This is a genomic window from Thiomicrorhabdus sediminis (assembly GCF_005885815.1).
GTDB classification, from domain to species: Bacteria; Pseudomonadota; Gammaproteobacteria; order Thiomicrospirales; family Thiomicrospiraceae; genus Thiomicrorhabdus; species Thiomicrorhabdus sediminis.
The window spans coordinates 2,011,248-2,033,581 of sequence record NZ_CP040602.1 but is presented as its reverse complement, the minus strand read 5'-3'; the positions used below and the strand labels follow the sequence as shown (position 1 = coordinate 2,033,581).

21 protein-coding genes and 1 pseudogene are annotated in these 22,334 nt (G+C 43.0%); 18 read left to right on the top strand and 4 right to left on the bottom strand.

Going from position 1 to position 22,334, the window contains the following annotated elements:
- The first annotated feature begins 70 nt into the window (after window positions 1–70).
- Window positions 71–706 (top strand): thiopurine S-methyltransferase, encoded by a 636-nt coding sequence (locus tag FE785_RS09235; protein ID WP_138565473.1) that lies wholly within the window; start codon window positions 71–73, stop codon window positions 704–706.
- A 52-nt stretch (window positions 707–758) separates the two neighbouring features.
- Here FE785_RS09235 and yrfG read toward each other — a convergent pair whose 3' ends face one another.
- Window positions 759–1,421 carry a GMP/IMP nucleotidase gene (gene yrfG / locus FE785_RS09230; RefSeq protein ID WP_138565472.1) on the bottom strand — a complete coding sequence of 221 codons (663 nt, stop codon included), beginning with the start codon at window positions 1,419–1,421 and terminating at the stop codon, window positions 759–761.
- An 86-nt stretch (window positions 1,422–1,507) separates the two neighbouring features.
- Between yrfG and nudE the strand changes: the two genes are divergently transcribed.
- Together nudE and FE785_RS09220 are read left to right on the top strand one after the other, a co-directional pair.
- Window positions 1,508–2,059, top strand: a complete 552-nt coding sequence (gene nudE / locus FE785_RS09225; RefSeq protein WP_138565471.1) for an ADP compounds hydrolase NudE — start codon at window positions 1,508–1,510, stop codon at window positions 2,057–2,059.
- A gap of 54 nt (window positions 2,060–2,113) precedes the next feature.
- Window positions 2,114–3,040 carry a 3'(2'),5'-bisphosphate nucleotidase CysQ family protein gene (locus tag FE785_RS09220; RefSeq protein WP_138565470.1) on the top strand — a complete coding sequence of 309 codons (927 nt, stop codon included), beginning with the start codon at window positions 2,114–2,116 and terminating at the stop codon, window positions 3,038–3,040.
- A 110-nt stretch (window positions 3,041–3,150) separates the two neighbouring features.
- On the opposite strand, the gene nrdA is transcribed toward FE785_RS09220, so the two are convergent.
- The 3 genes from nrdA to FE785_RS09205 all read right to left on the bottom strand — a co-directional run bounded on the left by nrdA (window position 3,151) and on the right by FE785_RS09205 (window position 8,082).
- Window positions 3,151–5,418: a class 1a ribonucleoside-diphosphate reductase subunit alpha gene (nrdA, locus tag FE785_RS09215; protein ID WP_138565469.1), complete on the bottom strand. Its 2,268-nt coding sequence runs from the start codon at window positions 5,416–5,418 to the stop codon at window positions 3,151–3,153.
- A 514-nt stretch (window positions 5,419–5,932) separates the two neighbouring features.
- Window positions 5,933–6,970 carry a GTP-binding protein gene (locus FE785_RS09210; RefSeq protein ID WP_138565468.1) on the bottom strand — a complete coding sequence of 346 codons (1,038 nt, stop codon included), beginning with the start codon at window positions 6,968–6,970 and terminating at the stop codon, window positions 5,933–5,935.
- A gap of 8 nt (window positions 6,971–6,978) precedes the next feature.
- Window positions 6,979–8,082: a GGDEF domain-containing protein gene (locus FE785_RS09205; protein WP_138565467.1), complete on the bottom strand. Its 1,104-nt coding sequence runs from the start codon at window positions 8,080–8,082 to the stop codon at window positions 6,979–6,981.
- Between the two features lie 264 nt (window positions 8,083–8,346).
- On the opposite strand from FE785_RS09205, the gene FE785_RS09200 reads away from it, so the two are divergent.
- From FE785_RS09200 to FE785_RS09135, 15 genes and pseudogenes are all read left to right on the top strand, one after another.
- Window positions 8,347–8,712 (top strand): winged helix-turn-helix domain-containing protein, encoded by a 366-nt coding sequence (locus FE785_RS09200; protein WP_238696259.1) that lies wholly within the window; start codon window positions 8,347–8,349, stop codon window positions 8,710–8,712.
- A 174-nt stretch (window positions 8,713–8,886) separates the two neighbouring features.
- A complete protein-coding gene (locus FE785_RS09195; RefSeq protein WP_138565465.1) occupies window positions 8,887–9,552 on the top strand; it encodes a TorF family putative porin in 666 nt (221 codons plus the stop codon).
- Between the two features lie 300 nt (window positions 9,553–9,852).
- Window positions 9,853–10,518, top strand: coding sequence for a TorF family putative porin (locus FE785_RS09190; protein WP_138565464.1), 666 nt, complete (start codon window positions 9,853–9,855; stop codon window positions 10,516–10,518).
- A 276-nt stretch (window positions 10,519–10,794) separates the two neighbouring features.
- A complete protein-coding gene (gene rplM, locus FE785_RS09185) occupies window positions 10,795–11,223 on the top strand; it encodes a 50S ribosomal protein L13 (protein WP_138565463.1) in 429 nt (142 codons plus the stop codon).
- Window positions 11,224–11,237: 14 nt separating this feature from the next.
- The gene (gene rpsI, locus FE785_RS09180) at window positions 11,238–11,630 is read left to right on the top strand and encodes a 30S ribosomal protein S9 (RefSeq protein ID WP_138565462.1); all 393 of its coding nucleotides are present in this window, start codon (window positions 11,238–11,240) and stop codon (window positions 11,628–11,630) included.
- Between the two features lie 217 nt (window positions 11,631–11,847).
- Window positions 11,848–12,864, top strand: a complete 1,017-nt coding sequence (locus tag FE785_RS09175) for a porin (RefSeq protein WP_138565461.1) — start codon at window positions 11,848–11,850, stop codon at window positions 12,862–12,864.
- A gap of 186 nt (window positions 12,865–13,050) precedes the next feature.
- Entirely contained in the window at window positions 13,051–13,986 is a 936-nt protein-coding gene (locus FE785_RS09170) for a hypothetical protein (protein WP_138565460.1), read from the top strand.
- A gap of 50 nt (window positions 13,987–14,036) precedes the next feature.
- Window positions 14,037–14,783 carry a type II secretion system protein gene (locus FE785_RS09165; RefSeq protein WP_168188953.1) on the top strand — a complete coding sequence of 249 codons (747 nt, stop codon included), beginning with the start codon at window positions 14,037–14,039 and terminating at the stop codon, window positions 14,781–14,783.
- Window positions 14,780–16,336, top strand: coding sequence for a type II secretion system protein (locus FE785_RS09160; RefSeq protein WP_138565458.1), 1,557 nt, complete (start codon window positions 14,780–14,782; stop codon window positions 16,334–16,336). The genes FE785_RS09165 and FE785_RS09160 overlap by 4 nt, the downstream gene beginning before the upstream one ends.
- Complete coding sequence (locus FE785_RS09155; protein ID WP_138565457.1) at window positions 16,336–17,781, top strand: type II secretion system protein; 1,446 nt, start codon at window positions 16,336–16,338, stop codon at window positions 17,779–17,781. The genes FE785_RS09160 and FE785_RS09155 overlap by 1 nt, the downstream gene beginning before the upstream one ends.
- Before the next feature lie 417 nt (window positions 17,782–18,198).
- Window positions 18,199–19,212, top strand: a complete 1,014-nt coding sequence (locus FE785_RS09150; RefSeq protein ID WP_138565456.1) for a hypothetical protein — start codon at window positions 18,199–18,201, stop codon at window positions 19,210–19,212.
- Window positions 19,185–20,078 (top strand): type II secretion system protein, encoded by an 894-nt coding sequence (locus FE785_RS09145; RefSeq protein ID WP_138565455.1) that lies wholly within the window; start codon window positions 19,185–19,187, stop codon window positions 20,076–20,078. The genes FE785_RS09150 and FE785_RS09145 overlap by 28 nt, the downstream gene beginning before the upstream one ends.
- A pseudogene (locus FE785_RS11030) lies at window positions 20,075–20,158 on the top strand (pilus assembly FimT family protein); the annotation flags it as partial. The gene FE785_RS09145 and the pseudogene FE785_RS11030, both read left to right, overlap by 4 nt.
- Window positions 20,159–20,185: 27 nt before the next feature.
- Window positions 20,186–21,721, top strand: a complete 1,536-nt coding sequence (locus FE785_RS09140) for a hypothetical protein (RefSeq protein ID WP_238696258.1) — start codon at window positions 20,186–20,188, stop codon at window positions 21,719–21,721.
- The gene (locus tag FE785_RS09135) at window positions 21,721–22,320 is read left to right on the top strand and encodes a response regulator (protein ID WP_238696257.1); all 600 of its coding nucleotides are present in this window, start codon (window positions 21,721–21,723) and stop codon (window positions 22,318–22,320) included. Before FE785_RS09140 ends, FE785_RS09135 begins: the two co-directional genes overlap by 1 nt.
- The last annotated feature ends 14 nt before the right edge of the window (window positions 22,321–22,334 follow it).

The following is a 22,334-nucleotide window of genomic DNA, read 5'->3' as shown; positions in this document are numbered from 1 at the left end:
AGACACTGACGTTAATCTTGAAGCATATCGATTCGGACTGGATACAGCGTACAAACAAGTAGAGAGAGTGATGCAAGCGGATTTTTGGCATAAAAAATGGGCAAATAGCGAAACCGGTTTTCATCAGACCGAGATTAACGGCTTTTTAAAAAACTATTGGCGCCAACTGAATCTAACTGGCAGTGAGGCGGTACTGGTGCCTTTGTGTGGCAAATCGTTGGATATGCTTTGGTTGGCCCAGCAAGGCCATAAAGTTTTGGGTGTGGAGTTGAGCTTGCAGGCGCTCGATGAGTTTTTGCAAGAAAATACACTGCCAGAGGCAAAGCCTGTGCAAACAGAATCTCATTGCGGTTATCAGTTGGCCGATATGACCCTATTATGCGGTGACTTCTTTGCTGTCAGTGCTGCTGATTGCGAGTCAATACAAGCTGTTTATGATCGCGCTGCATTGGTGGCCTTGCCGCCAGCGATGCGACAAGATTATGCTCAGCATCTAAAAAACATTTTGCCAACGGGTGTAAAAATACTGTTGGTGACGATGGAATATGACCAGGGACAATTAGCCGGGCCGCCTTTTTCGGTGACCGAGGCAGAAGTGCAGCATTTATTTGGTGAATTTTGCCAAATTGAGTTGCTGCATACTGAAACGGGGGCGCGTAAAGGCGTTACCACGACAGAAAAAGTCTATTTGTTGAATAAAAGCTAGCAGACAAAAGTTAATGGCCGATGCCTTTTAACTTGATTAAGCTTTGCCAGGCTTAAGGCATGATCTCGAGAAAATTGCTGAAGTGTTTGAAGCCTTTAGGGTCGATGGGATCAAGGTGCGGGCTGACAAACGTTGCGCAAAGTTGTTCTCTAATGCCATAGTCTTTAGCGGTTTGCAATGCGTGCAGGTTATCATCGATCAAAACGGTACGCGCCGGATCATAAGGGTGGACGCTATGAATGGCATCCCAAATGGCGATATCTTCTTTGGGCATGCCAAAATCGTGTGCCGAAATTAAGTGATCGAAATAGCGACCGATTTCGGTCATTTCCAGTTTAACCGCCAAGCTATCCTGATGAGCATTGGTGACCATAATCACATCCTTGCCCTGCTCGCGTAAGGCTTTTAAAAAGTTGATAACTTCCGGATGGACCTTAATATTATGGCGTAATTGACGTTTTAACTGTGCTATCGGCAGTTGTAAGGCGTCAGTCCAGTAATCAAGGCAGTACCAGTTTAAAGTGCCGGCTTGCGCGTTAATTTTTTTGTGAATGATCTGTTTGGCACGAGAAACCGGAATCTGTTTTTCCTTTGCGTAGGATTGCGGTACAAACTCCATCCAGAAATGCCAGTCAAAGTGAAGATCGAGTAAAGTGCCGTCCATATCCAGTAAAACGGTTTGGATTTGTGACCAGTCGATAATGTGTTGCTTCATTGGAAAAATCTATCCCTTGGCGTATGATTAACAGACAGCTTGCTAAAGCAAACTTCTAGCAAGGCTTTGAATTGATTGAGAATGACATGTCTGAAAAAAAATCGCCTACTATTTTGGCTGAAAATATAGAACTGAAATCGCGTATTTTTACCGTTCAGTCTCAGCAGATTGCTTTTGCTAATGGTACACAAGTTGTCTACGAAAGGCTAGTTGGCAACCCGAATGGCGCAGTATTAATTGTGCCGCTTTTGGATGATGATCATCTATTGTTGATTCGTGAATATGGTGCCGGTGTAGGGCGCTATGAACTCGGTTTTCCAAAAGGAAAAATCGATCCAGGTGAAGGTTGGCAACAAGCTTGCATTAGAGAAAGTCAGGAAGAAATCGGTTATCTGCCTAATCAGGTGAAATTGCTCGATTCGGTCAGCTTGGCAGCCGGTTATATGACCCATCAAACCCATATTGTCTTGGCAACCGAGTTGGAGCCTAGTGACGCCGAAGGCGATGAACCGGAACCGTTGGAAGTAGTGAAGTGGCCGCTCAAGAACTGGGCCGAACTATTAAGCCACCCTGATTTTAGTGAAGGGCGTGCTTATGCTGCCTTAATGTTGCTATTAAAAGAGAAAGAGTGGATCTAATCTCCTCTTGTTTGGTCTCGAATATCAAAAATTTAAAAATAAGAAATTTCATTTATGTCTATTAATACCGCAGTTGCGCAGTTACCGCTTAATCAGTGGTTGCCGGAGATTTGCCATATTGCTTATCAAGCAGGGCAGCTTATTGGCCGATATTATCGTCAAAACAGTGTCAATATAGAGAAAAAGTCGGACGGCACGCCGGTAACCGAAGCGGATTTGGCCGCGGATAAAGTCATCTCCAAGGCGCTGCGTGCGCTAACACCGGATATTCCGATTATTACCGAAGAGACCTTGGCACAAATTGATTTTGAAAAACGTCAGCATTGGGCGACATTCTGGCTGGTGGATCCATTGGATGGCACCAAAGAGTTCATTGATCAAACCGGCGAGTATTCGGTGAATATCGCTTTGGTCGTCGACCATAAGCCTGTTTTGGGTGTGGTCTATGGACCAGAGTTAGGCAATTTGTATTTTGCATCGCATCAGTTAAATGATGCGATGCAAATGCCATGCGGTAAATTAAAAGGTTTGTGGCCCCAGCAACAAGCCCAGGATACCGCTGATAGTGCTTCTTTAAATTGGGATTATCTATTGAAACAAGCGGCAGCTATTGGGGTGGCCGAGCATCCTCAACAGCTCAAGCGGCAGAGAAGTTTTAAGGTTGCGGTAAGTCGCCGCCACGGATCACAGGTACAGAGTTTTATGAATGATCTTGGTATGGCTCAGGCCATGAAAATGGGCTCGGCCTTGAAGGCCTGTTTGGTGGCCGAAGGTGCGGTCGATGTTTATCCACGCTTTGGTCCGACATCATTATGGGATACCGCCGCGTCGCAAGCGATTGTCGAAGCCGCAGGCGGTGCAATTCTCAATGCAGCCGGTCATCCTCTGCAATATGTTCAAACCCCGTCGTTATTGAACCCGTTCTTTATTGTCGTCAGTCACGCTGACTATCAATGGCCGAAATTCCCTGAGGTGATGTAACTCAACATCTAAATAAATCATCTACATAAAAAAAGCGACCGAAGTTTTATAACATCGGTCGCTTTTTTGTACCTGGCTATAGAGCTTTTGAGTTTAGCTCAAAAGGCCATTTAAAGTTTACAGGCGCCGCCTGCGCAGCCATCATCCTCTTGGCTGTCATCCGCGCCATCACGTGTGTTGTGATAGTAAAGCGTCTTCAAGCCCATTTTGTATGCGTAAAGCAGGTCTTGCAGAACCAGCTTGATCGGAACCTTGTCTTCATCAAAGCGCGCCGGGTCATAGTTGGTGTTAGCCGAGATCGCCTGATCGACAAACTTCTGCATAATGCCGACCAATTGCAGATAGCCTTTATTATCAGGAATATGCCATAACAGTTCATAGTCGTTACGGTGGTCTTTGAATCCAGGCACGACCTGTTTAAGAATACCGTCCTTTGATGCCTTAACCGATACGTAACCACGAGGTGGTTCAATACCGTTGGTTGAGTTAGTAATCTGTGAAGAGGTTTCACAAGGCATTAATGCTGTTAGGGTTGAATTACGCAAACCATCGGTTTTGATTTGTTCACGTAAGCTTTCCCAGTCCAGATGTAGCGGTTCATTACAGATTTCATCCAACTCTCTCTTATAGGTATCAATCGGTAGGATTCCTTGAGCATAGGTGGTATCTGCAAAGTAGGTACAAGCACCATATTCTTTAGATAGCTTATTCGATGCCTTAAGTAGGTAGTACTGGATAGCCTCGAAGGTGCGGTGCATTAAGCCGTTTGCCGAACCGTCTGAGTAACGCACACGGTTTTTAGCTAGGTAGTAAGCCATATTGGTGACACCAACACCTAAGGTGCGGCGCCCCATACTGGCACGACGAGCCGCTTCAACTGGGTAGTCTTGATAATCTAATAGGCTATCCAGAGCACGTACAATCAGCTCTGATAGGTTTTCCAATTCATCAAGGTTCTCGATGGCACCAAGGTTAAATGCCGATAAAGTACATAAGGCGATTTCACCGTCTGGGTCTTCAACCGAATTTAACGCCTTGGTTGGTAGAGCGATTTCCAAGCACAAGTTAGATTGGTGTACCGGTGCTTTTGCAGGATCAAACGGACTGTGAGTATTGCAGTGGTCAACGTTCTGAATATAGATTCGACCGGTTTGTGCGCGCTCCTGGGCAACCTGAGTAAACAGTTCAATTGCTTTGACTCTCTTTTTACGAATGCCGTCATCGGCTTCATATATTTTGTATAAGCGCTCAAACTCATCCTGATCTTCAAAGAAAGCATCATACAAGCCCGGTACATCTGACGGGCTGAATAGCGTGATGTCGCCGCCTTCAATCATGCGTTGATACATCAGTTTGTTGATCTGTACGCCGTAATCCAAATGACGGGCACGGTTTTCTTCAACACCTCGGTTATTTTTCAATACGATTAACGATTCGACTTCCAAGTGCCAGATCGGGTAGAACAGAGTGGCAGCACCACCTCGAACACCACCTTGAGAGCAGGATTTAACCGCGGTCTGGAAGTGTTTGATAAATGGGATCATACCTGTGTGGTAGGCTTCACCGCCGCGGATTTCACTACCTAAAGCACGAATGCGTCCGACATTGACACCGATGCCTGCACGTTGAGAAACATATTTCACAATGGATGAAGAGGTGGCGTTAATCGAATCTAATGAGTCGCCACACTCGATCAATACGCATGAACTGAATTGGCGCGTTGGGGTACGCACGCCTGACATGATTGGAGTAGGTAAAGACAGCTTGAATTCAGAACAGGCATCGTAAAAGTCTTTTACGTACTGCAAACGTGTTTCGCTTGGATAATGTGAGAACAAGCACATAGGAATCAGCATATAGATAAACTGTGGGCTCTCGAAGATTTTTCCGGTTACACGGTTCTGTACCAGGTATTTACCTTCTAGCTGCTTAACCGCCGCATAACTGAAATTCAAATCGCGTGTATGGTCGATATAGGCATCAAGCTCATCGATTTCGGCTTTGCTGTAATCATCAATAATCTGGCTGTCATACATGCCGCTGCGCACCATCTTATTCACATGCTCAAATAAGGTGGGCGGGGTAAAGCGGTCAAACGCCTTTTTGCGTAAATGGAAAATCGCCAAACGCGCTGCAAGGTGTTGATAGTCCGGTGTGCGTTCTGAGATTAAATCTGCCGCTGATTTGATGATGGTTTCATGAATGTCGGAGGTGGTAATACCATCATAAAATTGAATATGAGAACGTAATTCGACCTCTGAGACGGAAACATTTTCCAAGCCTTCTGCAGCCCATGTTATGACTCGGTGAATCTTTTCTAAATCGATTGGTTCCTGTGTTCCATTACGTTTGGTTACTTGGATATTTTGATTAGTCATGGGCTCGTTTTTCAACCTGTGTATAAAAAAGTTGTAATGAAAAATGTTTAAAAAATCGAATTTTTAGAAAATTCATCAGGTTAGCGGCACTATGCAAAGTCGACTGTGAAAAGTGACGACAAACGCCTTGTGTCTTGTTGCGGTGAAAATACTATATGTAGATAGAAAAATTCCGCGTTAACCAAAATATAGTAGATTTTAAATTAGGGTGCAACCATCAAATAAGGCCTATTTTTACCTCTGTTATTAAGGTTGTTCTGTGGAAAAATACCTAAAACGCCCGTGAATTCTTGTCTCTAAGCCTGTGGATAACTCTGTGGTAAATTTTAAAAAGAGTCGAAAAAAAATTTCTATTTGAGCACAAAAAAAACTAAACAAGAAAAGCGTAAAAAAGCTTGATTTTTATTTGCTTTCGAGCAGTGGTCGCCAAAGTGCATTCAAGCGGGTGTTTTGTATCAAAATGGGATGTGTTTTGCACTTTGCTGATGCGTGGGTGCAGAATGTGATCCTGTCGTTATATTATCGATTTTTTTAGGTGTTCTTCTAATAAAATCAAAGTGGCGTTGGGTGGATATTGTGCGGAAAAATGTTGACTATTATTGAAGATGATTTCAAGTCTTGAATCTTGTTGGTAGGCGGAATTTTCTCTGGAGTGGTGTCCGTTGCTATATTGAAACAGCATGCTCAGTTTGCCTGTGCAAAATAGTCCTTTTGCTCGAATGATTTCTGGGCGTTGTTTAAAGTCATCGAAAAGGCGTTCTAATGGTTTCCAGTCAAAAAGTATGTTTTTGTTGAATATCCAGCCAATGGCATAAAACTGTTCCGTAATAATTATTTCACTACCGATGGTGTCAAGTTCTGAATCAAAGGGCGTGCTGTCTATAGTGGAAAGATGAGGGCTGCTTAGGCGCTTAAGGCCCGTAAATTTGTGTATAACTGGCTTTGATTGCCGATATAGCAGGGCAAGGTCAATTTGACTGTATGTTGTCGTAATAATAGCCTGCTTGGCTGGGTAGCTATCGCTAAAACACTGTTTGAGTTGTTTAAGGTGTTGTCTGTTGGTTAAATCCGATTTATTGATGACGACGACATCCGCAGTTTGCCGGGCATGTTTAGCTATGAGCGACTGGTCGGAGTCAATGTCTGAAGTGGCGTCGATTATATAAATAATATTGTCAATATGAAGGTTGTGCTGGTTTGCGAGTCGTTCGAGTAGGTTGACGAGTATTGCAGGGTCGCTGATACCTGAGGGCTCAATAAAAATTCTGTCTAAAGGCATTTGTAGTATCGAATCCAAGGCGGCGGAAAAATTTTCTACGGCACTGCAGCAAATGCAGCCGGCGGGAATTGTTTTTATAAAGGTCTTAGCTGTGTTGGTAAGGATTTTAGAGTCAATGTCCACATTGCCAAACTCATTAATTAATATGCCCCAGTTATGATCTGCCGGTTTTTGGCTGAGTAAGTTCTGTAGTAGTGAGCTTTTTCCAGCGCCTAAGCCGCCAAGGATAAGATTGATAGGTAGGCTCGATTGAAAGCGCTCAAAGCCTGCCATAAAAAGCTTTAACCTTGCTTGTCGAATTCACCGCAGACTTTATTTCTGCCGGTATTCTTGGCTTGATATAGCGCTTTGTCAGCCCTTTCGATGAGTTTGTCGACATTTTCCCCTAATTGGTAGGTGGCAACCCCCGCTGAAATAGTCAGTTTAAGGGGCTTGTCATGAGTTTTGACTTTTAGCGTATTGCCTTCGATTTTCTTGCGCAGATAGTTGGCAACATTATAAGCATCGGTATAAGAGGTGTTGGGGAGTAAGACAACAAATTCCTCACCGCCAAAACGAGCAATACGGTCTTTCCCCTTTGTTTCGGAATCAAGTTGCTGCGCTAGAAAGCGTAAAACACTATCTCCTATCAAATGACCGAATTCATCGTTAATTTTTTTGAAGTAATCGATATCTAGAAGGATTAAGGCAAAAGAGGATTGTTCGCTTTGCGCCACCTTGGCAATTTGCAAAATAATTTCATTAAACCCACGGCGATTAGGGATTTTTGTCAGATCATCGGTTTTGGCAATGTTTTGAGCATGTTCAAGGTCGTTCTTCAGTTGTTGAATCTCATCGGCGGACTGAAGCAGTTGCGCATGCAAATCGTTGGTTTCTGAAAGAATGTTATTAATACGTGGCAATATGCGTTTTTGAATATGGTTATTTACCTCCGGCGAAAGCTCAAACTGCTGCAGGGTGATAACATCATCATTCAATTTGTTGTTATTGTCTTTAGACGAAGCAATCCAGCGCTCCACTTCAAGTAATAAGCCGCTCAATAAAGATTTGACTTCTTCTGTAGGGATTGGGTTGTGGAAAAAATGTGAAACTAATTCAATATAGATATCTTCCGCCGTTTCATTATCATAACTATTGGTATCGAGCGCATGTTGAACCTTGTTTGCCAAGTAAGGGTCAATCTCGTTAAATATTTCATAAATTAAGGTGTAATGGATTGGGCTGGGGGTAACCCCTAAGGCTTCAATTTGTTTGAGGGCTTTTTTTGCGGCTTTAATACTTTCAGGGCTAGGGCGGCTGTGCTCGGTTTCGTATCGTTTAACGAAGTTTTTAATACATTTATTCTGCATAACTTGCCGACTCTGATAAGTATTGTTTGTTGTCATCTTTTATCCGATTTTAATTTTTCTGACAGTGAATGCAAGCAAATTAATCTGTTGTTCTGTATAAGTTCGATAGTTAAGGTTATTAACCCTAGGTAGTATATCTATAGTATGCAGAGTATAGCTTGTCAGGGATTTTGCAATAAGTGCATAAATTATATAGAGTCAAAAGACCTATAAAAAACAAGTGTATATTATGCCATAGATAATTTTATTAGTGACATACAAAAAGCTGATGTAAGAGTTTTGATGGAGTAAATGATAAAAATGGATAAGAAGATTCCGGGTGAGGCATATTCTGATTTTATAAGAGCAAGATTCTGGTTAACGGATGGTGTTAATAGTTATGTGGGTATTGGCCGGGTTGAATTGCTTGAGAAGGTTCATGAGTTGGGGTCGATTAATAAAGCTGCCCAAAGTATGTCGATGTCTTACAAAAAAGCTTGGAAGATTATCGAAGAGATGAATTCAATGTTTGATGAGCCGCTTTTAGTCAAAGTCACTGGGGGCAAATCAGGTGGTGGAAGTGTTTTAACTGAGCAAGGTTTAAAGGTGGTGAAAAATTACCGAGCGATTGAGCGCGAATTAAAAGATTTTTTGGTTGGGAAGAGTGAGCAGTTGTTTTTAGAATAATGTGGTGCGCTGATTACCCTTTTTTGGTGCGATGTAAAAAGGCAACAAGCGTTGTAAAGTTGCAACAAATCTTTTATGTGATTGAAATTAAAGTTTTTTATTGTGTTTGGCATCTCTTTGGTTATAGCTTGTGTGAAAATTAATTCTTTTTTACTTATCTTGTTGGAGAAAAACATGAAATTAAAAACATTAGCACTTTCATTAGCTGTAGCTGGCGCTACCTCTGTTTCACTTGTTCCTGCTGCAGCTCAAGCTGGCGTGTCTGCAAACGCTGGGATTTTTTCTGACTATGTGTGGCGAGGTGTTCAACAGAATGGTTCAGACACTATGGCTGTTCAGGGTGGTTTAGACTATGAAGCAGACAATGGTTTGTTTGTTGGTATTTGGGGTTCAACGGTTCTGAAAGGTTATGAGTACGACCTTTATGCTGGTTGGGGTGGAGAGGTTAACGGTATTGACCTAGGTATTGCTTACACCAGTTTTAACTACACTGATTCAGCAGTAGGTGGAACAAATGAGTTTGAAGAAGTAAGTCTTTCTGCTGGTATGGGGCCTGTTTCAATCGGAGCGGATATTGATGTTGATAAGGATCAGGTTGACTATACTCACTATTCTATCAGTTATGATGCTTCAGCTTTCGCTGAGGGTGTTTCTCTGACATATGGTGTAACTGATACGAAAGGTACATCTGCGAACGCTGGTTATTTAAATGTAAATTATTCAACAACTATTGATATGGGTGTTGATTTAATGGTTGATTACTTCATGAATGATAATAATAATAATAGTGGTACTAATGAGCTTGTTATTGGTCTCTCTAAGTCTTTTGATCTGATGTAATCCAGAAAATTTAGTTAAAACCTTAAAAGCTGGCTTTAAGCCGGCTTTTTTGTTGTTGAGGGTAGGGGGGGTAAAAATAGGGTAAATCAGGTAAAGTTATAAAAATAATTAATTTGTACCTAATTTTTACTAATATTGTCATTGATAAAAAAGAACAGGTGGTTAGAATGCGCGGCCTTGTAAGAGCTTGGTTGTGTGTTGATTGGAACGATTTTCCGCAATCAAGCAGTAAAGTATTGAAGGCATTATGCCTAATTATGGAAGTGATTTTAAAGATCGCTTTCGATTGTGGAGATAAAAATGAAAAAATTATTGCTATCAATGGCGGTAGCTGGTTTAGCAACAATGCCTGTTGCTTCTCAAGCTGGTTCTTTGGGCGCTAATGTTGCTATTGCGTCTGACTACTATTCAAAAGGTGTGGATCAGACAAGTACAGCCGGTCTACTAAAAGGTGATATCAGCTATTCACTCGACAATGGTCTTTATGCTGGTGTTTGGGCTGGCTCTTTGGATAAAGGTTACGAGTTTGATTTGTTCGCTGGTTGGGCGGGTAGTTTCGGTAAGTTAAACCTAGATATATCTTATATGACAATCTACCTGACAGATGATGCTTGGGGTATTGGTACTGATGCGATTACTGAAGAAATTTTAGTTCGCGCTGGTTACGGTATTTTCTCTGCAGGTGTTGATATCAATGTTGATTCTGATAAAGCAACAGCTAAAGATACTTTTGTTGAAGACTATACACATTACAAAGCCTCTGTAGATGTGTCTGAATGGGCGAATGGTGTATCTCTGACTTATGGTCTTGTTGATTATGCAGATAGTCAGGATGTTCGTTATTTTGAAGCAACATATGCTACTGAAATCGACAAGGGGGTTGGTTTCGAGGTTGATTTCATCAACTCTACAAAAGAGGCTGGTGCGGTCGTCGTCACACTTTCAAAGTCATTTGATTTGATGTAACTGCTTTAAGTTGTATTTAATATAGCTTTTACCGAAAGTCATAGGGTCAGTAAGGTCTTGTGGCTTTTTATAATTTATCGAGGCGTTTTAAACGATTTATTTGCAATAAATTGGATTATATTCTTGTTTTGTACAGGGAAATTGTTTAAAATTCTTTGCCTTATTAATCCTTCCCCTTCTTATTGCCCGTTAAACAGTAAGTCGATAGGTTCAATGCGATAGGTATTGAAAATATCATTTTGGATTTGGATTATTTATTTATATTAGGAACAAATTATGAAAACATTTGTTGCAAAACCAGCTGAAGTAAAACGCGACTGGTACGTAGTGGATGCTGATGGCAAGACTCTTGGTCGCCTGGCGTCTGAAATCGCTGCTCGTTTACGTGGTAAGCACAAGCCTGAGTATACTCCGCACACAGACTGTGGTGATTACATTGTTGTTATCAATGCAGAGAAAGTCGCTGTAACTGGTAAGAAGCGTACAGATAAAATGTACCACCACCACACTGGTTATGTTGGTCACTTAAAATCAACTAATTTTGAAAAGTTAGTTGCAAAAGCGCCACAGCGTCCAATCGAGTTTGCTGTTAAAGGTATGTTGCCAAAAGGTCCTTTGGGACGCGCAATGTTCAAAAAGCTAAAAGTGTATGCTGGTACAGAACACCCTCATACTGCTCAGCAGCCTAAAACTCTAGATGTGTAAGAAGGAATATTAAAATGGCAACAGAACAATACTACGGAACAGGTCGTCGTAAAAGCTCAGTAGCTCGTGTATTCCTACGCGCGGGTTCAGGTAAGATGACAGTAAATGGTCGTGACATTAATGAGTTTTTCGCTCGTAAAACAGATTTGATGGTTATTAACCAGCCATTAGAAGCAACAGAAAGCGTTGATAAGTTTGATGCGGTTATCACTGTTGTTGGTGGTGGTACGACTGGTCAGGCGGGTGCAATTCGTCACGGTATTTCTCGTGCGCTAGTAGCGTATGAAGAAGGTAACCGTCCGGCACTACGTGCACGTGGTCTATTGACTCGTGATGCGCGTCAGGTTGAGCGTAAAAAAGTTGGTCTACGCAAAGCTCGTCGTCGTCCACAGTTCTCAAAACGTTAATATTACTATTATTCGTTTTATGGAAAACCCGCCTTGTGCGGGTTTTTTATGCCTTGACGAAATGTCGATGAATTGCTGTGTTGTAAAAAAACAACACAAATAAACTCTGTGGTTTTTTTTCTAAAAAAGCTTGCACGCCCAAAATTATTTGCATATAGTCACGTTCAAGCCACGCCACGTGCTGGCAGTTTTAACTAAATATAAAAGGATTTTTCGCATGAAGAAGAATATCGTTGCTCTAGCCGTTGCTGCGGCTATCTCTGCTCCAGCTGCTATGGCTGACGCTCCTACAGTTTATGGTCAACTAAACGTTGGTGCTGAATTCGCTACTGGTTCAGATATGAATGTTAAGTCTATCGCTTCACGTCTAGGTATTAAAGGTTCTGAAGACCTAGGTAACGGTCTTAAGGCTGTTTATAAAGTTGAATTTGGTCTAGCGACTGTTGCTGACAATGCTTCTCAGTCAGTTTCAGTTAATGGAACTGTTACAGATACTGGTTCTACAAACCCTGAGACAGTAACATCAACAGGCTCGACAACTGGACAGACACTAACTTCACGTAACATGTACGCTGGTCTAGCTGGTGGGTTCGGTACTGTTGTTCTAGGTCGTCACGATACTCCAGAGAAAATGTCTCAAGCTTCTGACCTTTTCAACGATGGTAACGCTGACTTAGGTAACGGTAAAATGGACGGTGGTATCCAGGTAAACGAAACTCGTTCTGGTAACGTTATCGCTTATATGTCACCTTCTTTCTCAGGTGTTAAAATTGTAGCTGCTCAAATCGCTACTGGTAACTCAGCTAACGACGCAGTTTCTGCATCGATTTCTTATGGTTCTAAGAAGAAAGGTCTATACCTTGCAGCTGCAATGACAGACTTCAAACAAGCTGGTTCAAACGACACAACTCGTTTGTCTGCTCAGTATAAAGCTGCTGGCCTAACAGCTAACGTTATCTACATCGACTCTAAAGATTCTACTGCAGGTAACACAGCTTCTGAAGGTACTGTTACTCAGTTCAACCTAGGTTACAAAATGGGTAAATTCATGCCTAAGGTTAAAGTTTCTACAGCTGACTCTAAAACAGCGTCTTCTGTTACTAACGTAGCTTACGGTCTAAACTACTCTCTAGGTAAGAAAACAACTGCTTACATCGAGATGGTTGATGCAGACAAGAACAATGCTGCTTCTTCTACAGATGCTACATTCGTAGGTCTATTGCACAAGTTCTAATTTAATTCTGGCCTAATTTTAAAATTAGCCAGTTATTAAATAACTTGATAAAAACCCCGCTTATGCGGGGTTTTTTTGTTTTTAGGGGGGGCGATTAGCATTTATGTTTTAAATGATTATAATGAACGGCTTTGATAAGCTATTGTTCTTATATTGATTCTTTTTCACTCTCTATGAGTAATGCTTTTGCGCGATTTACACAAACAATCCGGCTATATTGTCTTGATGGGGATGCTGGTCTTAATGATTGGTGCCATGGTGTGGTTTGGTGCCAGCGGTAATGTCATGGTCAATCGCATGATGCTGCAATCCAATAATGAAGAAGTGACTCAGCTTGAGCAGATTAAGCAGAAAATGCTGGCTTATGCGGTGATGCACCCTGAAGTTTTCGCCAATGTGACTCCGAAGCCGGGTGTGGGCTATTTTCCTTGTCCGGATGTGGATGGCGATGGACTGCCCGATAATCCCTGCGGGATCAAGTCTGGAACCGATCAGCTGTATGTTTTCGGTAATGTGCCATATCAAAATACCTTGCAGAATTTCAATTTTTTAGACAAGCAACTTGATAGCCGGTTGTACTGGTTCGCCGTTGATAGTCGTTTTGTCGAAAATAGTGCGCTCTATTCTTTTGCCACATCCAGCCGTTTTGCTCCGCTCAATGATCAATTAGATACCCATGTCACAGATATTCATCACAAACAGGTCGCTCCTATATTGCTTGATGGGGATGATGAAATTGTTATGGTGCTGTTTTATGCCGGTGATACGCTAGCCAGTCAAGCTCGTCCAAGTGTTGATGCTGCCGATTATTTGGAACAACCAGTAGAAATTGTCGGTGAGAATATAGGCTTTAATAGTACTGGGACGGCAATGCAGGATTTTAATGACTATGTGATTGCGATTACTCGCAGCGAATGGCAGGCAGCGATGTTGATGCGATTAAGTCGAGATAACTCACCGGCTGACCAAATTCCAGATATGTGTGTTTCTGTTGGGGCGGCCGGTCAGCATTGGTTTAACGACTGTAGTTATAATTCAACAAGCCGTCCAATATATAGTTGTGATGGTGTGGCGATTGATAATTTGGCAGGTCAGGGCTGGAGAAGTTTGTTGTGCGAATAAGAAACTGGTACAGACACCACGTAGTACCACAAAATAAATTTGGCCTTGCAGTGTATCAAGCTGGTTTCAGCTTGCTCGAAATCAGCGTGGCTTTAGTGGTATTGAGTGTTTTGTCATTCGGTTTGGTGAATGTACTAAAGCTTAATCAGGATTATGAGGATTTTAATAATAACCGTTTGCAGATAACTCAAACCAAACAAGCATTATTGGTTTTTGCACAATCGAATGGTTATCTGCCTTGTCCGGATAGCGATGGTAATGGTTTGGAAGACCGCAGTTCAGGTGTTTGTGATGTACAGTTCGGGCGCTTGCCGTTCCTGATGCTTGGGTTGCCTGAAACCGATGTGTTTGGCAACTCGATTTTTTACGCGGTAAATGCCGATGCCGTAACTGTCAATATCAGCGACGGAGCAATGTCGGCGAGTTATTTTAGCGATGTCAGTGCGCCGCGGTTTACTTTGCAAACAGTTCCGCTCGGTAGTGACGCCGGTACTGGCAATTACACCGTGTGTGACGAGGCGGCAACAGAGTGTAATGCTAGTACGCCAGTAGGTAATCATCTTGTTTCCAGTGCTATCGCGGTGATAATGAGTTTTGGCGCCAACGGTGCTCAAACATGGGCGACGAATGCCAGCAACAGTAGTATCGAAGTCGAAAATGCAGATGACGATCAATTTTTTTGGCAAGCGCGCCGCAGTCAGGCTTACGGTGCTGAATTCGATGACCAGTTGGCGTGGATAGGTGCTTATGAGCTTAAATTTGCATTACTTAAAACAGAGAATGGATTAGCAGAGTGAAACAGACCAAAATATCCCCACATCACTCGGCGCAGTATGGGTTTTCATTGCTGGAGCTGACCATTGTTTTGGGCATTGTCGGCCTAATTGCCATCGGTTCTTTATTGAGTTTTTCCGAGCAGAAAGTCAATGCCGAGTGGTTAGGCAGTAAAGCCAAGCTCAATTTGGTGAAAACGGCTTTACTGGATTTTGCAGATGAAAATAAATTTTTACCTTGTCCTGATGTGAATGGTCTAGGCTATGAATCGCGTCAGACCGAAAAAGGTAAGATTCCAGCGATTCCAGCGATTCCAGCGACACCTGCGATTCCTAAAACCGATACCGCGCCAACCATTCCGGCAGTGCCCGCGACACCTGCGCAACCAGCCATTCCCAATATTGATGTTTCCGTGTGTACCACGGCTTCGGGTACTGTGCCATATGAAATGCTTGGTTTGTCGGCGGCAGATGTTGAAGATGCTTGGGGCAATCCGTTTGTTTATGCAATCGATGCCGGTGCAACGCAAGCCGATGATTTGTTGGATTGTCCAACCGATTCGGCGTGTTTTTTCAATCGAGATCCGATTCCTGACCTTCCTCCGAGTAAGGTATATCCCGGTAAGGCGTTACCGGCATTTGATAACTCTACTTTGCCGGTCAAAGGGCAGTTGGGCGCAAATAATTTAATGTTGTGCGCAGCTAGTGACTGCGCTGATATTGTTGCCGAAGGTCTTGTTGTCGTGTTGTTGTCGCAAAACGAAAATGGTAACAGTCATTTAGGTTTAATCGCCGATGAGGCGGAGAATGCAGATAATGATGCGGTTTTTGTAGAAAAAAACTATTCCAAAAGTCCGTTTTTTGATGACTCTGTAGTAACGATTTCTGGTCAAGAATTGAAGAAGCCGCAGCGCTTTGAAGCCTCGGTCACCTATGTCTCAGTAACCGGTGACAGTAATACTGTATTGACCGGTAATGACTTAAAGAATATGGGAGACAATACCGTTGGTGGTATCGGGACCAATGTGGGAACCGACGCCGCGCAATCCGACAGTATCAGCCAGGTGTTCGATTTCGGTGCCGATGCCGCCAATAAAGAGATTGTGGTGTCGTTTAAAACTCATGCGAAAGGTTCTTGGGATCAGCCGTCTTCGCCCAGAGATTCAGTTACCAGTGATCAGGCTTCTGTGGCGATTAACGGTACAGAAAAGGTTCAGTACGCTTATGACTATACCGATAATTCTCAACAAGGCTATGAGCAGACCAGTTATGTGTCACCGAAGTCGGGGTGGGTTCCGGTGATGGACGCCAGTGGTAATGAGTCCTGGCAATATGTCTCTAGCGGAGATACGGTGACGACCTATGTCGATTACTGGAATACTTCGGAAAACTTTATTGTGACTGCCGATGAAAACGGTAAAGTCGAAATTAATTTCACTGTTGCCACTACCGCAAACTATGAAGTCATTGATTTTACCGATATTGAATTAAAACTCTATAACTCACCTCCATTATTGCCGTCTATGCCGTCGGTAGACCCGATTAGTGGAATTAGTCAAACCCAAGGGTTGCAGTAATGATTAATAGGTCGAAGCAAGGCGGTTTTTCTCTGGTGGAGATGATGGTGGTCTTAGCCATTCTCGGTATTTTATTTGTTGGTGTTACCGAGGGAATGAAAAGTTTTCAAGAAACCGAGCTGGGTAAAAGTAATAACGAAAAATTGGACTTGGTCAAACAACAGTTACTCAAGTTTGTGCAGGCCGAAAAATATTTGCTTTGTCCGGATAGTGATGGTGATGGTTACGAAAACCGCACTCCGAGTGCCGTGGTTATAGGCACCTTAGGTAATGTGCAGGCTTGTACTGTGAGTTATGGTACGGTTCCATATCGCGACTTGGGGCTGAAAGAAAGCCAAGCGGTGGATGCGTGGAATAATGCTATCGCCTATGCGGTAAATACACAAACGACAGATGCGCAGAAAATTTGCGATAAAACTGAAGCGGCCAGTATGTTCTGTAACTTGGTGCCAGGTGTTCTATGGTTTAGTTTGGCGGACACTCCGCCTTTGGCAATAAATCGAGGTGATGGTAATTACTATATTTGTAAGCTCGGTGTAGCTCAGTGTGATGCGACATTTGTTTTGGATTCGAATAATGTTCTGCAGGATGCGACTGTTGTGTTGGTGGCATTCAACCAAACTGGGCAGCAGGCATGGGACGATTGCAGTGAATTGTCGACCAGTCAGCAAGAAAACTGTGATGCCGATCTTTACTACCAGAAGCAAAGTTATTCCAGTGGCGGTGTGATTGACGACGATCAGATACAGACGATTAACGGTTATGAAATCAAAGCGTTGGCGATGGGCACGGTGATGACGTGGAATGCGTTTGATTCGGCATCCTCAGCTGCCGATTTAACACCAACCTATGAGGCTTTCGATATTGCCGCAGGAGATGACGTATCATCTCTATACAGCAGTGACTCAGATGTTGTGATGATCAATCATGATGTTGACCAAGCGGTAAGACTTGGTAACGGCGATGATTATATGGTGATTGGCAATGACCTTAACGCTAATGCTAATTTAGCTCTAAATAAAGGGAATGATTCACTTTATATCGTCGGCTCGTCCTATTCGAATGTTAACCTTGGTCTAGGTGACGACACCATGGTGCTCGGTGGTGATTTAACTAATAATCTTAGCGCGCAAGCCGGTAATGACCGTGTTTGGATTCAAGGAAGTGTTCTTTCGGGTTCCAGTTTGGACTTGGGCAAAAACGATGATGTGCTTTGGTTGGGGAAATCCGATAATGCTGATAGTGGTCAGATTTTCACCACGCTTCAAGGTGGTGATGGCTATGATATCGTGGTGTTTGAAAATCAAGCGAGCTGGTCGGATTTGAGCGCCAGCGAACAAAGTAATCTACAAAACTTTGAATTAGCGATCTTTAAAACGGGTAGTGATGGCGGTAGCGGTCGCGCCTACTGTTTTTTGGATGGTTCTTCTCCAAGCTGTTATTAAAAACGTCCTCCGTTTTTTTTGCTAAGGTATAGATTTTTTGGCTTTCAAGTCTTAACTAAAAATCTGCGGGAAAACTTTGTAATTAGCTTGCCTCTTTGCAAAGCCCCTTATCTATATTGACTTTTTTTTTAGGTCATTTGATGGCTTCTATTGAGCTATCACTGTGCACAGTGTGGCGAATTGTAATTCTTTTATGATGGGCTTTGTATTTGTAAAAATATCGCTAAGTAATGAAATTTTACACGTAAGTATTTGGTCTTTATCTGTGCTGAATTATTTTATGGTGGAGCGATATTGAATATTTTTTGTTATTAAGCACTTGTCATAGTGATAATATAAAACTCTGATATTTAAGAGTTGTGAATCTCTTTGTTGAGACCCTCAGCGCGTTTTAAGATTTCCCTATCAGGTGGCGTGATGCATAAAGATAAACACTCAAAACAGAAAGGGTTTGCTTTTCTATTGATTATTGTCGTGATTGCGATTGTAACCAGTTTGTGGATTTCTACGCGGTTTGAATACATTATTAGTTTTTTTAAGTCTTACGAGCTTGAAGAACGTGAGACAGAGCTTACCTGGGCGAAAGATCGTCTTTTGCAATACGCTGTACTGCACCCCGAAGTCTATTTAACGGATAGCAGTAACGCAGGTCAGTCGGCTGAATCGATACCTGCACCAGGTTATTTCCCGTGTCCTGACCTGGACGGTGACGGTGATATCAACTCCCTAAACTATGAAACTCAATGCCAGAACTCTGTGGATTTTGGTGGCGATGGTTTTGTGCCTGACCCGGATCTTGCCGCAGGGCTTGGCAGCTGTAATGGTACGGATTTGTGTTTGGGGTATTTGCCTAGAGGTATTTCCGAAAGACATCTGTATTTTGCTGAGCAGGCAAAGTATTACTATTTCTTAGATGAGCGGTTTGCGTTTAGAAACGGTGACCATGCCGCCAAAGCGCCAACCGGTGCAGCCATTCAGTATATTCCTATGAATCCTTCAGAATTTAATGTGGCAGGCTCTTCTCCTGTTTTGAGTATTAATGGTAAAACCGGCTATGTAGTGGTTCTAATAGATCCGGGTCTTGATGGTCAATTAAATGGTGAAAATGCAGATGGAGACGGTGATTTTCAATACAATCCACTTAATTCTCTAATGAATGATGCGGATAATACAGATGTCGTTATTGGTATTCATTATGATGAATGGTTGAATTGGGTGGCTCGACGGGTTTGCTCTGAGCATCAGCGTTTTGATGGGGGTAATGGTGATGAAAACAATGATGGCAATACTGATGCTGCCGATGAAATCTATACCGGAATTGATGAAACCATCGGCCATTGGTTTAATGATTATGATTTAGCAACCGATAGGTACGGTGCTGATTGGAGAGGGTGGGTGAGTCAATGTCCAGAAGATGCGTATCCACAATAAAGGGGTTTTCATTACTTGAAGCGGCGATTGCGGTTTTGATTGTGGGGCTTATCATTGCCAGTTTGACAGGTGTTTTCGAGCGTTACTTCCATACAATGAAAATTAAGGAGCAACGCCAAAACATGGCCACTATCCATGATTCGCTGACGACTTTTTTGAAAGCCAATCGCTTTTTGCCTTGTCCTGATACGGATAACGATGGGCGTGAAAATAGAGTGGTGGATGCCAACCGCTCTGTGTGTGACGAAAAGAGCGGAGGCTTGCCTTATCGAGACTTGGGGGTGACATCTGTCGATGCATGGGATAACCCTTATTATTATCAGGTACATCAGCGCGCACTTGACCCGGTTTATATCAATGATATTTGTGAGCCGGCTAGCGTATTGGGATATAGTGGTTCTCGAAGTCTGGGGAGTTTGGAAATGTGTCCAGACACCAATTTATATTATTGTAATAATAAATGTAGCGACGGCTGCACTAGTGCTTGTGTGACATCTCCTGACCCACGATTCGGTGCTGTTGAGGATTCCACCGTTAATGGTAATGAAACCGATTTGTCTGGTGCACCATATTTTCATTTGGTGACGCCTCCGTTTGGTGAAACAAAAGGCGATTACAATATTGAATTGAGTGACGAAGCTGGCATCTTGATGGATGACACTGTTGTTGCCATCGTCTTGTCTTGGGGAGCGGACGGCCATGAGGTTAACGACGGTAGTTGTTCAGTAGGAGTGGAAAATGAAGAAAACTGTGATGGCGATCGAGAGTTTATCTATACCAAAACTGGTGAGAATCGTGATTTCATCGATTGGGTTACGGTGAATCAAGCAAAGATGGCTTTAATTAGCCAGAGGAAGCTGAGATGAAAAATTATAAAAGAAAACAACTGGGGTTTACCTTAGTAGAGATTGTCATTGTGTTGGCTATTTTGGGTGCTTTAGTCGGCATTGGCTTTACTTCTGTTAGTGCGTATTTGGATAATGCGCATCAGTCTCATACCAGTGGTAATTTGCAAGTTACTAAACAAGCCTTGCTCAATTATGTTCGTGTCAATAAGCATATGCCTTGCCCTGATACGGGAAGCGATGGGGAGGGTGACAGAACTGCTGGTATGTGTGACAGCTCGACAGGTCGAATTCCTTATAATGAAATTGGTTTAGCCAAAGGCATCGCTTCCGATGATTTTAATAACGTATTTGCTTATGCCGTTCATAAGCAGTCAGTCAATGTTGCGAGCCAAGCAAATTTTGCAACCGACAGCACCCTGTATCCAGGCTCCTATTTTTACAGTGTCAACGCGCCGGCCTTTGATTTTGACACGCCACCAACCGTATCGGTTGCGGATTCGTTGACAGACAGCTATCAAATATGTAGCCGTGAAGCGGCGGATAACTGTGGTGGAACAGACAGTGCCAGTGCCCCAACCGATGATGTCGAAACGGCTTATATTCCGGCGGTGATTATTGCCTATAATGAAAATGGAGATACTACTGGTTTGAATAACTGTACGGGTTCACGTGGTGCGCGAGAAAGTGAGAACTGTGACCTGTCCACCGATACCAATCCTACTTTTATCAAAGGCTTTTTTGACGATACGACGTTTGATGACCAGATTGCGGTGATCTCCGCTTATGAAATCAAAAAATATGCGTTAGGCGACTTGGATGATTTCACGTTATATCCCGATTCAGACGATCCTTTTTGGTCTGGATATGACACGATTTATTTGCAAAACGTAGACGGAACCACTCAGGTCAATTCACCTACTCCAGGACAAGATTCCGTTGAAAAATGGTATATCGGTGCGACTCGAGACGCACAAGGGAATGTGGTCAATGAAGACTCTGGTGGTGAAGACGGTGATGTCTATGTTGGTTTCAATTTAGGGCTTGGAGAAGACGTGCTTTATGTAGAAGGTGATATTAAAGCCGATCCAAGTGGAGACGGGCCATCCAGTTTCAATGTGGATTTAGGCGGTGGTGACGATACTTTTGAGATTGAAGGTAATATTGCACAAACCGTTCTTCTCGGAGACGAAGATGATCAAGCTGTCGTGTGGGGTAATATATCCGGGACGCTTGATGCGGGTAAGGGAACAGATAAGGTTTATGTATATGGCTCTCTTACTGGCACTATAGACATGACGGATAACGGTAACCCGGCTTCGGATAATGACCACTTATATATTATTACCGAAACAACCAATACCAAGGACTCTTCAGCTGTCGTTAATATAGAGGGGACTATCGAAATGGGAACAAAACAAGACCATTTCTACTTGTGGGGTAGTAACTACAGTTTTGGCGCGTCGGCGTCGGTTGATGGCGGAGATTCTGGTGATGATTATGTATTCCTAGATTCATCATCCAGTGTTGCGGCCTGGAATGCGATCAGTGATAAGTTCATCAATTTTGAATATTTGTGTATTGGTACGACCGAATATTCAATAAGTGATACATCGGTATCGTCTGGAGTATGCGAGTTACCAAATTTGGTTGGTCGCTTATAGTGAAAGTACTGATAGTTGATGATGATCCGGCTTTAAGAGGCATGGTTGCGCTTTCACTCGAGTTGGCGGGCTATGAACCCATTGAAGCGGAATCTCGTTTGTCTGCTATTGATACTCTGCAGCAGATGGACTTTAAAGTTGTTGTCTTGGATATGGGAATGCCTCCGCATGAGCATAGTGCGGATGAAGGTATTGCCGTCTTGGAATGGTTGAGTCTAAATCAACCTCAGGTTAAGGTGCTGGTGTTAACCGGTCAAAATGCCGATTCCACATCTTATTTGGCTCTAAAGCATGGTGCTTTTGACTTCCTGCAAAAGCCAATCTCCACAGAGTTGTTGCAGCAGGCGCTCAAACGCGCACTGCTGTTTCACGAGCAGCAAGAAAAACTTCGCGAACAGGAAGGCGTACAGAAAGTCCAAATAGACGCCACTCTGGGCGAAGGGGTAAAGCAAATTCGTAATTTGGCAGAAGAAAAGCTGGTGCGTCAAGTTTTGGGTGAAACCGGATTTAATGTCCATGAAACCGCACGTCGTTTAGGCCTGAAGCGGGAAAATGTCTATTACCTAATAAAAAAGTACGGCCTGCAGCGTGATGCTTGATATTGTTAGTTTGT

Excerpts from the sequence above, each read along its gene's own strand:
- yrfG (WP_138565472.1), bottom strand. The coding sequence starts at position 1,421 with ATGAAGCAACACATTATCGACTGGTCACAAATCCAAACCGTTTTACTG.
- FE785_RS09145 (WP_138565455.1), top strand. The coding sequence starts at position 19,185 with ATGTCCAGAAGATGCGTATCCACAATAAAGGGGTTTTCATTACTTGAA.
- nudE (WP_138565471.1), top strand. The coding sequence starts at position 1,508 with ATGTCTGAAAAAAAATCGCCTACTATTTTGGCTGAAAATATAGAACTG.
- nrdA (WP_138565469.1), bottom strand. The coding sequence starts at position 5,418 with ATGACTAATCAAAATATCCAAGTAACCAAACGTAATGGAACACAGGAA.
- FE785_RS09210 (WP_138565468.1), bottom strand. The coding sequence starts at position 6,970 with ATGGCAGGCTTTGAGCGCTTTCAATCGAGCCTACCTATCAATCTTATC.
- rplM (WP_138565463.1), top strand. The coding sequence starts at position 10,795 with ATGAAAACATTTGTTGCAAAACCAGCTGAAGTAAAACGCGACTGGTAC.
- FE785_RS09200 (WP_238696259.1), top strand. The coding sequence starts at position 8,347 with ATGGATAAGAAGATTCCGGGTGAGGCATATTCTGATTTTATAAGAGCA.
- FE785_RS09235 (WP_138565473.1), top strand. The coding sequence starts at position 71 with ATGCAAGCGGATTTTTGGCATAAAAAATGGGCAAATAGCGAAACCGGT.
- FE785_RS09190 (WP_138565464.1), top strand. The coding sequence starts at position 9,853 with ATGAAAAAATTATTGCTATCAATGGCGGTAGCTGGTTTAGCAACAATG.
- FE785_RS09155 (WP_138565457.1), top strand. The coding sequence starts at position 16,336 with ATGATTAATAGGTCGAAGCAAGGCGGTTTTTCTCTGGTGGAGATGATG.
- FE785_RS09175 (WP_138565461.1), top strand. The coding sequence starts at position 11,848 with ATGAAGAAGAATATCGTTGCTCTAGCCGTTGCTGCGGCTATCTCTGCT.
- rpsI (WP_138565462.1), top strand. The coding sequence starts at position 11,238 with ATGGCAACAGAACAATACTACGGAACAGGTCGTCGTAAAAGCTCAGTA.
- FE785_RS09195 (WP_138565465.1), top strand. The coding sequence starts at position 8,887 with ATGAAATTAAAAACATTAGCACTTTCATTAGCTGTAGCTGGCGCTACC.
- FE785_RS09205 (WP_138565467.1), bottom strand. The coding sequence starts at position 8,082 with ATGACAACAAACAATACTTATCAGAGTCGGCAAGTTATGCAGAATAAA.
- FE785_RS09150 (WP_138565456.1), top strand. The coding sequence starts at position 18,199 with ATGCATAAAGATAAACACTCAAAACAGAAAGGGTTTGCTTTTCTATTG.
- FE785_RS09220 (WP_138565470.1), top strand. The coding sequence starts at position 2,114 with ATGTCTATTAATACCGCAGTTGCGCAGTTACCGCTTAATCAGTGGTTG.